The sequence below is a fragment of the Citrobacter sp. Cy070 genome, from assembly GCF_030332245.1.
Classification (GTDB): Bacteria; Pseudomonadota; Gammaproteobacteria; order Enterobacterales; family Enterobacteriaceae; genus Citrobacter; species Citrobacter youngae.
This window is the reverse complement of sequence record NZ_JAOWIG010000089.1, coordinates 37824-48838: the sequence shown is the minus strand read 5'-3', so window position 1 is coordinate 48838 and position 11015 is coordinate 37824. Positions and strand designations below refer to the sequence as shown.

The 11015-nt window shown below is 62.2% G+C and carries 14 protein-coding genes; 3 read left to right on the top strand and 11 right to left on the bottom strand.

Annotated elements, in window-relative coordinates; translation table 11 throughout:
* Positions 1-50 precede the first annotated feature (50 nt).
* The 3 genes from OGY19_RS20035 to OGY19_RS20025 are packed head-to-tail and all read left to right on the top strand — an operon-like array spanning position 51 to position 1027.
* Positions 51-257 (top strand): DUF6900 domain-containing protein, encoded by a 207-nt coding sequence (locus OGY19_RS20035; RefSeq protein ID WP_043221808.1) that lies wholly within the window; start codon positions 51-53, stop codon positions 255-257.
* A 46-nt stretch (positions 258-303) separates the two neighbouring features.
* Complete coding sequence (locus OGY19_RS20030) at positions 304-525, top strand: hypothetical protein (RefSeq protein ID WP_043221806.1); 222 nt, start codon at positions 304-306, stop codon at positions 523-525.
* Positions 526-571: 46 nt separating this feature from the next.
* On the top strand, positions 572-1027 hold the full coding sequence (locus OGY19_RS20025) for a DUF3489 domain-containing protein (RefSeq protein ID WP_202324358.1): 456 nt from the start codon (positions 572-574) through the stop codon (positions 1025-1027).
* A gap of 272 nt (positions 1028-1299) precedes the next feature.
* Here the strand turns inward: OGY19_RS20025 and OGY19_RS20020 are convergent, their stop codons facing one another.
* The 11 genes from OGY19_RS20020 to OGY19_RS19970 form a co-directional block, all read right to left on the bottom strand.
* Positions 1300-2574: a site-specific DNA-methyltransferase gene (locus OGY19_RS20020; RefSeq protein WP_235366375.1), complete on the bottom strand. Its 1275-nt coding sequence runs from the start codon at positions 2572-2574 to the stop codon at positions 1300-1302.
* Between the two features lie 236 nt (positions 2575-2810).
* Positions 2811-3197, bottom strand: coding sequence for a DUF6362 family protein (locus OGY19_RS20015; protein WP_202324360.1), 387 nt, complete (start codon positions 3195-3197; stop codon positions 2811-2813).
* On the bottom strand, positions 3190-3393 hold the full coding sequence (locus OGY19_RS20010; protein ID WP_043221801.1) for a hypothetical protein: 204 nt from the start codon (positions 3391-3393) through the stop codon (positions 3190-3192). Before OGY19_RS20010 ends, OGY19_RS20015 begins: the two co-directional genes overlap by 8 nt.
* Positions 3390-4166: a crossover junction endodeoxyribonuclease RuvC gene (locus tag OGY19_RS20005; protein WP_244857387.1), complete on the bottom strand. Its 777-nt coding sequence runs from the start codon at positions 4164-4166 to the stop codon at positions 3390-3392. Before OGY19_RS20005 ends, OGY19_RS20010 begins: the two co-directional genes overlap by 4 nt.
* The gene (locus OGY19_RS20000) at positions 4163-6355 is read right to left on the bottom strand and encodes an AAA family ATPase (RefSeq protein ID WP_286597081.1); all 2193 of its coding nucleotides are present in this window, start codon (positions 6353-6355) and stop codon (positions 4163-4165) included. The genes OGY19_RS20005 and OGY19_RS20000 overlap by 4 nt, the downstream gene beginning before the upstream one ends.
* On the bottom strand, positions 6352-7107 hold the full coding sequence (locus OGY19_RS19995) for a PD-(D/E)XK nuclease family protein (protein WP_286597079.1): 756 nt from the start codon (positions 7105-7107) through the stop codon (positions 6352-6354). The genes OGY19_RS20000 and OGY19_RS19995 overlap by 4 nt, the downstream gene beginning before the upstream one ends.
* Positions 7107-7529 carry a DUF6511 domain-containing protein gene (locus OGY19_RS19990; RefSeq protein ID WP_202324364.1) on the bottom strand — a complete coding sequence of 141 codons (423 nt, stop codon included), beginning with the start codon at positions 7527-7529 and terminating at the stop codon, positions 7107-7109. Before OGY19_RS19990 ends, OGY19_RS19995 begins: the two co-directional genes overlap by 1 nt.
* A complete protein-coding gene (locus tag OGY19_RS19985) occupies positions 7526-9202 on the bottom strand; it encodes a DEAD/DEAH box helicase (RefSeq protein WP_202324366.1) in 1677 nt (558 codons plus the stop codon). The genes OGY19_RS19990 and OGY19_RS19985 overlap by 4 nt, the downstream gene beginning before the upstream one ends.
* A gap of 14 nt (positions 9203-9216) precedes the next feature.
* Entirely contained in the window at positions 9217-9822 is a 606-nt protein-coding gene (locus OGY19_RS19980; protein ID WP_202324367.1) for a hypothetical protein, read from the bottom strand.
* A 2-nt stretch (positions 9823-9824) separates the two neighbouring features.
* Positions 9825-10700: an ATP-binding protein gene (locus OGY19_RS19975; RefSeq protein ID WP_256074285.1), complete on the bottom strand. Its 876-nt coding sequence runs from the start codon at positions 10698-10700 to the stop codon at positions 9825-9827.
* Positions 10697-11011, bottom strand: coding sequence for a hypothetical protein (locus OGY19_RS19970; protein ID WP_153429433.1), 315 nt, complete (start codon positions 11009-11011; stop codon positions 10697-10699). Before OGY19_RS19970 ends, OGY19_RS19975 begins: the two co-directional genes overlap by 4 nt.
* Between the last annotated feature and the right edge of the window lie 4 nt (positions 11012-11015).

Genomic DNA, 11015 nt, shown 5'->3' with positions numbered 1-11015 from the left:
CCGGAAATGAAGCGTTCATACGGTCATCGCAATCAACCGGAGCCCACACCATGACCCACCCGACGCTCGATCACATCGCCCAAACCATCCTCGGGCTCGAGACCCTGGACACGCGTAACAGCGACCGGCTGGATTTCCATGACCTGGCGGTCTGGAACATCAAAGCCGCGCTGCAGGCGGCTTTTGAGGCAGGCCAGCAGGCCGGCAAGAAACCTCGCCAAACCCCGCAGAAACGAGTTGCTACGCCGGCCGAATGAAGCGTTCATACAGACACGATCACCCACCCGCAAAAAGGACCGAACCATGACCACCCAGACCGCCAAGCCCACCGCCCTGGACAGCTTTATCGCCAAGGCCGGCGAATTCGACGTCTTGCTCCAGCGGCTGCAACAGATGCGCGATGACCACTTTGGGGTCAGCCCCGATGCGGTGACCTGGGGCCATGTGGGTGACGTGACGCGCTACGTCACCGCCCTCAAGGAAGTGACCGATGCCTACTTCTGGCAAGGCGAGTACGCCGAGTAAGCCCACCCCAATTCAACGCACCCCGATCCGTCACAAGGAGATGACCATGAAACTGACCGACACCCAGACCCTGATTCTCAACACCGCCATCCAGTCGTCCGATGGCCGACTGAGCTGGTTTCCAGACAACCTCAAGGGCGGTGCTCGTGACAAGGTGTTGGGCAGCCTGCTGCGACAGGGCCTGATTCAAATCGATGGCAAAACCCACCGGGTCACTGACCTGGCTTACGAGACGCTGGGACTGGCGGTGCCAACGGCTTCGATCGAACCGATCAAAGCCGCGCCACGCACCCGGGGGAACACCAAGCAGGCGCAGATCATCGCCATGCTCCAGCGCCCGGAAGGCGCCACCATCAGCCAGATCGTTGAGGCCACGGGCTGGCAACCACACACGGTGCGCGGCACCTTTGCCGGTGCCTTCAAGAAGAAGTTGGGCCTGACACTGATCTCCAGCAAGGATGACCATGGCCAACGCGTTTACCGGATCGACCACACTGACTGAGTTTCAAGCGATGGGCTACGCTTTCACCTTTGAGGTGGTTTTATGGATGCGAAAACAATTCAGCTGTTGGCTTCGATCTTGGGTTTGGTTGGCGGAACCATTCTGGCCTACAGCCTGAATCGAGTTTTATCGGAGATGCGCCTTGCACTGAACGCGCTTTCTACGTCAATCGAATCTGTAGTTCAGTCAGGCGATATTTACGTCTTTCGGGGACTGGACGAACGCATTGCGACTGCCAACCGATTGTCGGGATCGTGGGTCAGAGCCGGAATCTATTGCCTTGTCGGCTCAGCTGTACTGACAGCCATCTCCATTTTCTTCACCTGAGCTGGGCATTCGACGAATGACGTCCCATCTTGGAGACGTGTTGCTTGTTTCCCCGTGTAATCCTGCCACCGCTTGACGATCACATCGACGTACTTGGGATCAAGCTCCACCAGCCGTGCGCGGCGCTGAGTTTTCTCGGCGGCAATCAGGGTCGTGCCGGAGCCGCCAAACAGGTCGAGCACGATGTCCCGCGTTTTGCTGCTGTTGCGAATGGCCCGCTCGACCAGTTCCACCGGCTTCATGGTCGGGTGCAGATCGTTCTTGACCGGCTTGTTGATGAACCAGACATCGCCCTGGTCACGGTCACCACACCAGAAGTGATCGACGCCATCACGCCAGCCATACAGGATGGGTTCGTATTGGCGTTGGTAGTCGGCGCGACCCAGTGTAAAGGTGTTCTTGGCCCAGATGATGAAGGTGGACCACTTGCCACCCGCGCCGCGAAACGCCAGCTGCAGGGTGTCAAGCTCGCTGGAGCTCATGGCGATGTAAACCGCACCCTTGCTATAGGCCAGCAGGTTGGCGCAGGCCGCCGACAGAAATCCGGCAAAGCCTTCACCCAGGTTGTCATTAAGGATGGGCCGGTGAGTGCCGCGCTGCTTGTCCTTGGCGGTGTTGGCGTAGTTGACGTTGTAGGGCGGATCGGTAAACGCCATGTCGGCCAGATCGCTGCCCATCAGGGTCTCCAGTGCCAAGGGGTCCGTGGCATCGCCACACAGCAGACGATGCTCACCCAGCAGCCACACATCCCCTGGTTGGCTTACGGGGTCGTCGGTGACCTCCGGTACTGCGTCATCGTCGGTCAACCCCTCGTTGCCGGCCAACTCGGCCATCAGAGCAGCCAGTTCATCATCGGCAAAGCCTGTCAGAGACAGATCGAACCCGGCAGCCTGCAAGGCCTCCAGTTCGATGCGCAGCAACTCATCATCCCAGCCGGCGTTCTCAGCCAGCTTGTTGTCCGCCAGCACATAGGCGCGCTTTTGCGACTCGGTCAGGTGCGCCAGTTCGATGACCGGCACCTGATCGAAGCCCAGCTTGCGTGCCGCCAGGACGCGGCCGTGACCAGCAATGATGCCGTTGCTGCCATCGACCAGCACCGGGTTGGTCCAGCCAAACTCGCGGATGGATGCCGCGATCTGTGCTACTTGGGCATCCGAGTGCGTGCGGCTGTTACGGGCGTAAGGAATCAACGCCTCGATCGGACGGTTTTCGATTTGCACGATGGTCTGGGAGCCTTGAAATGATAAACCCGCCAAGAGCATGGTGCTCAGGGCGGGTTCGTGGGGTTAGGTAGTATCCAAATCAGGGTGTGCGGCTGCCTCGCACCTCTGTCCAGAAGATAGCTGAAATACTACGCCAATCCGGCGGATATGTTGCACGCCTGATTTCGGGTTCAACCCGCACCGCTACGCAGGTCTGCGCAGACCTTGTAAGCCGCTGGCGATTTCATGCAATTTCATGACCGATCTTCCAGATTGAGGTGCAGCGCCACCTTGGCCAGGGCCATCTGCCAGCGTCGCCAGGCGGTACTGCGGTCACAGGCAAAGCGGATACCGATTTCACGCCAGCCGTAGCGCTTGGCGCGCATCCACACCAGGTGCCGTTGCTCTTCTTCCAGCCAAAGCACCCAACGCATCACCTCCAGCATCCGATCAACCGACTCCGGGCTGGGCGGGAAATAGACCGTGGGCCGGTCATCCGCACCCAGGTCTTCATGTTCGGCGCGTTTGATCGTCGGCCAGCAGTTGAAATACCCTTGGACTCGAACCGCGGGCAGACGTCGGGCTACATCGGCCGCCTGACTGAAGCGCAAAGCCACATCCTCGATCGTCCACTTAGCCATGGCGAGACCCTCCGTAAAGACGCTGGCCAATGCGCCGAACGATCTCCTGCTCAAGAAAGTCCAGGCGGCTGTCATCGGCATGCACGACCAGGATGCGCTGCTCCTGCCAGCCGCTTTGCTTGATCGCGTCCAGATCGGGCGACTGGGGCTGCAGGCGCCCCAGGGGGCAGCGGTAGTGAGGTGTCGGTGTTTTCATGGCCAGGCCTCCTGCGTCGCGATGGCCCAGTGCAACAAGGCCAGGGCATCGGCCTCGTTGTCATCGGTGACCGGGTGGCCCAGGGCACGCATGGCTGCGATGACCTCGGCTTTGCCCGCATTGCCTTTGCCGGTGGCGTGCTTTTTGATCGTGCCGACAGGTACGCCCAGATAGGCGATGTTCTGGTGCTCACACCAGGTAGTGAGCGTGGCCATCAGGCCTCCGTAGACATGGGCGGCATCCACCCCGGCATGACGGCGTACCTCTTCGAAGTACACCGCATGGATGTCCTGGGCGATCGTCTTGAGTTCCCCCAACCAGCGCTTGAAGCGCAGAAACCGCATGCCACCCCCCTCGAAGCGCTGGGGTCGGAAACTCGCAAACCCGTGTGCAATGTGACCTTCCCGGGTCAGCAGTGCCCAGCCGGTGGTGGTCCCGAGATCAAGTGCCAGCACCACCCGCCGATTCAGATCCCTGCCACAACCATCGGAGGAAACCTCCCTACGTGAGGGAGAGGGAACCACTGTTCCCTCTCCTACGTAGTAGGAGGGGGAGTTTTCGCCAACTGAAGAATCCGAGCAAACCCAGTAACCATGCGGGTTTTCGTCAGTTGGCAAGTTGGCAGCGTTTCCAACTTGCCAACTTGCCAACTTGCGCTCAAGTGGTTGATTTACATGGAAATGAAGTTGGCAAGGGTCTGCCAACTGAATCCAGTTGGCAAAAAGTGGGTTCCAGTTGGCAGAACTTTTGCCAACTTGGCGATGCGTATTCATGCGGGCTCCTGGGTATCGTTGAGATCGTCTTGGTACACCCACACCTCGGGGTTCTCGACCGGCATGGCGGCCCCCGATTGCGGGCATTTGTAGTGGGTGGGCAGGACGAGATGTGTCTGCATCACGACCTCCCCGGTGTCCGGATCAGGCGGTCCGATGGCCATCTGCAACGCCATGCCTTCCACACACAGGTAGCCGAACTTGGTGCGCCCGCAGGACGGCAAACCGTAATCAGCCGCGTTCCGGAAATACTTGATGTAGCCCTGGGTCGCCAGGGCCGATAGCCGCTCCCGGATGGTGCGCTCGCCACCGAGCCCGGCCTTGCCTTCAAAGCCTTCGGCAAACTGATTGGCGGTGTAGCATCGTCCGTTGGCGGCCTCCTGAAACAGAATCTCCAGGATCGCGTCGCGCTTACGCCGACGCTCCGCATCCAGCCGCTCGCCGTATTCCTTCATCACCAGCCGCTCGTTGGCGTCGACCTCGCGCCACTCACCCTGAACCTTGTCGATGTGCTTGAGCGGAATGCCGGCACCGTTGCGCAACTCATAGATCAGCTGACGGGGCGTGCGCGTTTCATCCGGCCGGAACAGCAACATCCCGGTGGAGTAATAACCACGCAGGCTTCCCGCACCAGCCAAGGCCTGAAACGGGTCCTCCTCAAACTGCTTCTTGCCGAGCTTTTTGGTGTGGTGGGCGAGGATCACCCCGGCGTCTGGATTGACCGCCTGGCGAATCCGCTCCACCCGCTGCGACAAGAAGAACAGCATGGCGCCGTTATCGTTCTCGCCACCGGCATCACCGCCGTCGAACACATTGCGGATAGGATCGATGGCGATGATGTCGGGAGGCTCGCCGCCAAAGGCGTTCATGATCGCCGGGATCACTTGCGCCAGCCCCGCGTCATCGAGTACAAGCCGCAACTGCGGTGTGGCCACGAAATTGGCGCGGGCGTCCAGCAGCCGATGGGATGGCAGGCGGACATCCTTCACGCGCTCGCGCAGGTAGTGATACTGGACCTCGGCCTGCAGGTAGAACACCCGCAGTGGCCGGGGTGGCTGCATGCCCAGAAACGCAGCGCCGGCCGCCATGTGCGCCAGCCACGACAACAGGAAGTCACTCTTGCCGACCTTGGGCGCACCGCCGAACACCAACATGCCTGCCGGCGTCAGCACGCGAGGAGAGATCAGATCCTGTGGCAGCGGCGAGTTGTCGTCGAGCAGTTCGCCGAACGTGAAGGTGGGCAGGGAGGGAGCCGCCGCCTTGACCACGCGGCGTTCGCCCTGGGCGATAAATACCGCGCAGTCGAACCCTTCGTCGACCGCGTTGGCGGCGTCCCACTTGGCGGGCTTGTCGGTGGGCGGCACCAGGATGGCCACGGACGTGCTACCCGCAGTCACGCAAGCACGCGCCGCGCTCTCCGCGTAGTCCCAGCCGGGTGCATCCCGGTCCGGCCAGATGACCACCGATTTCCCGGACAGCGGTCGCCAGTCGGTTTTGTCGACCGGGGCCTTGGCGCCGTTCATCGCGGTGGTGGCCACAATGCCGCAAGCGATCAATGCAGCCGCACACTTCTCGCCTTCGACCAGGACGACCTCTCGCGCCTTCGAGATGACCGGGAGGTTGTAGAGCGGCCTGGGGTCGGGGGCGCGCCACATGCGGGCGCGAACATCCCAGGGGCGGTATTCCTTGCCGGTCGGTGGGTCGTAGCGGTAGACGCAGGCAATCAGTTCGCCCTCGGATGACAGGTAGTCCCACTTGGCGGTGTACGCACCGAGGTCGTCCATCGGCACGCTGCGAACATCGCGGCGCATCGCCGTGATGTTCGGGGTAGCAAGACCCAGCCACTGCCGGATCTCGCCAGCAATGCGGGGGAAGTCGCTGCGGGCGGAGCGACCCTGCGAGCGCGCCCACAGATCGATGACATCGCCGCCCTCGTCGGTGGAGAAGTCTTTCCACAGGCCGCGCCGTGGTCCGTCGAGTTCAACCACCAGACTCTTGCCAGGGTTGCCATCGACATCGCCGATGGTGAACTTGCCACCCCGTATGCGCCCCTGCGGAAACAGGTAGTGGAGAACGGCTTCGAGCCGGTCTAGTAGCCCTGCACGCAGCGCATCGGTATCGGATGCCAGTTCGTCGCGCTGCTCGGGGGCGTCATTGAAGTCGAGCCAAATGATGTTGTCGGCCATCATGTCGAACCCCAACAGCGGTCCTGCCAGGGGCAGAACTTGCACTCGACATGCGTCGGTGTAGTCGCATGGCGCGGCAACAGTTCCTGGCTGTCGGTCGCCGTGATGACACGAACCGCGCGATCGGACATCCGCTGCGCCAGGCCGCCATCGAACGGCACCAGCTCGAACCAGATCTCCTCGGAGTCCTTGTTGATCGCGGTAAACAACGCCGGGTTCGCGGAAATGCCCGGGATGCTGGCTTCCATGTAGGCCTGATAGATGGCCATCTGAGCGGCATAGACCGGTTTGGATTTGCTGACGCCGTGCTTGACCGTGTCCCGCCAGGACTTGTCATTCATGGTCTTGCACTCCCACAGGGCGGGATAGGCCATGCCCAGCGCTGCGGGGCCGCCGTTCAAGACGCCGTCGACGTGCCCTTGAATGCGGCCGCCTGCGACGGAAAAGCCGAACTGCCCTCCGCTGGCCTTTTGGGTGTACAGATCGAATCCGGCCATACGCAGCCAGCGGATGGCCAGCTCTTCGAGGGCGTGTCCCACCTCGAAGATGCGCAGCACGCGACCGGGAATCTCTCGACCCGGGTCGACAGGGGTTTGCAGATACTCGTATTGCAGGGCGCGCTCGCAGGCAACACCCAAGCGAGACGCACCGAGATAGTTGCGACGGGGTTGCTTGTCACGATCGGCGCTAAGTGCAGCGTCGATGAGCACGCCGATCTGCTCATGGATCTTGGGACGATGATTGAAATCCAGCATCAGAACGGCACTCCCGTCGAAGCCGGTTTGCCTTGGCGGGCAAGCCGCTCCTCAAGAAAGGCGCGGTCCTTTTCCGCGATCCGCTCGTGCTCGACGAGCATGTGTTCCTGGTAGGCCGTCACAACCACGTCGATCAGCATCAGCACTTCGTCTTTGCTGTAGTCGGCCAGTGGTCGCTGCATACCGATGGCGCCGACATACTCGCCAAGCGGCGCCAGGCAGGACGCCATGGCGGCGAGCTCCATCTCACTGGGATCGATCATTTGCCCCTCCGTTTTCGTCATGAGCTTGCAGAACGCGTTCTGGCAGCGCATGGAGCAGAACACCCAGCGGTCCGAGTAACGTCGTGGATCGCTGCGCGGCAGGCGTGGATTGAAGTAGCCGAAGCCCTTGGCTTTTCGGGAGCAGACCGCACATTTCACGCGGCCTCCCGGTGGGCATCGTTGGCAGCCACCACGAGGCGCTGAATCGACGACTTGTTGAACTGGAAGGACAGCAGCGCCGAGGCCTGATAGCGCGTCATGCCAAAGTCGGCGCGCAGCGCCTGCGGCAGATACTGGAGTTGCTTCGCGGTCGGCGGCTCGTTCAGCCAACGACGGGTCTTGTGCGCGGAGTCAGCCGACTCGCGGTCGTTCAGCCAGTCATCGGCTTTGGCCATGCAAACCGTGCGGTCGCCGGCAGCCAACAAGCGCGGCTGCAGATCCTTACCGCCGCCCACGGCATGCCAGCGCCCATTGAGGAAGAACACGCCACCCCAGGCGTTGAACCCAGTCGCCATCAGTGCGTCGTCGCAGCCGAACAGGTCACACCAGCGGAAGTTGGAGCGCTTGAGCAGATCGATCTCGGTCATCACGAAATCGGCCAGCGCATCACCTTCCTCGGCGGTCTCGTTCTCCCAGACGAATCCGCACAGCGGGCATTCGCGGCAGCCGAGCGGGACGGTGGCGTCACAGGACGGGCAGTCCTTGGTGGGCGCTTTGCCGTGATGCTGGTGCCCGTCGAGATTGACGTCCTGTTCCAGAGATCCGTGCATCAAGGTCGCGGTGCCGAAGTCCAGGACCACGCAATCGGTCTTGATGACGCCCGGATGCTCCGCTGGGTCTATCGTTCGCAGGCCACGCCCGATCATTTGGGTCAGCGTGGACTTGTGCGAGCTGGGTCGCAGCAGCACCACGCAGGAGGTGGGCGTAAAGTCGTACCCTTCAGTCAGCACAGCCACATTGACCACGACCTGCGCGCTGCCGGATTCGTACTCGGCCAGGCGTGCCTTTCGCTCTGCGTCCGAGAGCTCGCCATGCACGATCACGGCAGACACCCCGGCATCCTGAAAGGCCTGGCGCACGCATTCGGCATGGGCGACGGTCGAGCAGAACACGATCGTCTTGCGCTCGCCAGCCTTCTCCCGCCAATGACGGATCACGGCATCGGTGATCGGCGTCTTGTTGAGAATCGCCTCGACTTCCGTCATATCGAAGTCAGTGGCGGTGCGACGCACCCGCGTCAACTGCTCCTGGGCGCCGACATCGATAACAAAGGTGCGTGGCGGCACGAGGTGGCCGGAGGCGATCAGCTCGCCGAGGGTGATTTGATCCGCGACGTTGCTGAAGACCTCCCGCAGTCCCTTGCCGTCACTGCGGGCAGGCGTCGCCGTCACCCCGAAGATCTGGGCGCGCGAGTTTTTGTCCAGCACCCGGTCGATTACGCGGCGGTAAGAGGCCGAGGCTGCGTGATGCGCTTCATCGATCACCAGCAGATCGAGGATCGGGATGGCAGCGAGATGGTTGTCGCGCGACAGCGTTTGCACCATCGCGAACGTGGCGCGCCCGGACCAGGATTTGTCCTTGGCATCGAACACGGAGGTGCTGACGCCCGGATTCACGCGTGCAAACTTGGATAGGTTCTGGCCGGTCAGTTCATCGCGATGAGCGAGGATGCAGGCCTTGGCATCTGGCTCGGCCAACAAGCTGCCGGCCACAGCCGACAGCATGATGGTCTTGCCCGACCCGGTGGGGCCAACAGACAGGGTGTTGCCGTGTTGGGCGAGCGCCGCCAAAGAGCGCTCGACCAGCAGGGCTTGGCGGGGGCGGAGCATCATGGCGGCGCCCCCCCTTACTGTGCCCAGCTCGGGCGACCCGGCACGGAGGCACGGCCCGTGGCCTGGGCATACGCGTTCAACCCGTTTGCGGGTGCTGGCGCTTTCGCCGCTCCCTGCGCGCCACCCATGAGGGCGGCGTAGTCCTTGTGGTCGGGCGTGATCGCGGCCTTGATCACGCTTTTGTCCTGGCCGTTCTGGTCTTTGTCCCAGTCGACCTTGCCGAGAAACTCGATACCATCGAGATCAGCAAACCCGCTGATGCGGCGCGCGTTCTGCGCGGCAGGACTGTTGTCGCCAGGATGAACACCGCGCGCCGAGTTGAGGATCGCCTTGACGAAGGTGCGGCCCATGTTGGCCCACTCAGGGCCTTTCGGGCTGTGCAGGCCAATCAGCGACCACATCTTGCGACGGGCGAACTCACCCTCCATCACGACGAACTCGCAGTTCAGGTAGACCGAGCCGGTGTTGTCGTTGCGGGTGGCGTAGCCGCCGGTCCATCCCTGCGACGGATCATCGAAGCCACCCGGCTTGATGGTCATGCGCACACGCACCAGCGTGCCCTTGGGGATCAGGTCGAAAGAGGTCTGTTCGGAAGCGGAATTGAAATCGAAGTAGGTCATGATCAGGACTCCTGAGTCGAAGTGGATTCGGGGATGGCAGCGGGCGCGGGGCGCGCGAAATCGAGGCGTTCGGTGGCGGGTCTGGCCGGGCCGGCGATCTTTTCCATGAGGCGGCCGAGGTGTGGCTCCTCGATCGGATCGAGTCGCCCGGAGCGGTCCTTGGCGGGGTAGCCCCATGCGTTCAGCGTGTGGCAGACGAAGGCGCGGTAACTGGCGCCGTCATCGGCCTTCAGCTCGGCCAGGGTGACGACCTCATCGACGATGCCGGGCAGTTCAAGTCCGGTTTTTGAGCCGTCGATCTGCAGCGAGAACACCCGGCGATTGAAATCGTCGAGGCGTTCGTCGAGGATGCCGACGAACCAGACGTTCTTGCCGCGCGTGTGCTGCAGGTGGGTCAGCCAGGCGATCATTTCCTGGCCCATCAGTCCGTATGCACCCCGGCTGTCGGGTTTGCCGGTCTTCTCGGAGTAGGCCTGGGGCTGGCCCTTGCACCATTGCAGGCACAGGCGTCCGGCCACGGTGATGGAGTCGACGAATACGGTGTCGTACTTGTCCAGTACGGCCGGATCGCCGAAGCGCGCACACACAGCATCGAAGTGGGCTTGGCTGAACGGCTGGTCGTCGCGCAGCGCCGGGTTCGGCCCGCCGATGTAAACCGCGAAATCACGACACTCTTGCCAGGTGCGCGGACGGATCGTGTCGCCGGCCCAGCCCTCGACCGCGAGATCACCAGCCTCAAGATCAAAGAACAGCGTGGCCGTGGGTTTCAGCGTCCAGAGTTGCGAGGTTTTGCCGATGCCGCTCTTGCCGACGAGCACACCCTTCACGCCACGGCGCTCGGCCAGACGCTGGTCTGCAGTAATGATGGGGAGGCTCATTTGCCGGCCTCCTCAGTGCTGATGCTGGCGAACGCGTCAGCAACGGTGGTCATACCGAGCGCGCCACGCTTGCGGGCCATTTCGTACAGGTCGCGCAGACCACTCAGGCGCCGATGGATAACGCGGGTTTCAGACTCCAGGCCCTGGATCGCGAATGCCACGTCATCGATCGTGGCGTCCTCAAGGCGACGCACGACTTCGTCGGGGCGGTTGCCGTCCAGCGCTGGGATGCGAATGGTTTCGGGCAGATCCCGGAGGTACATCTCCGGTTGTTTGCGCAGCAGTTCGAGCAGCGTAGGTTTGGTTTTCATTTTG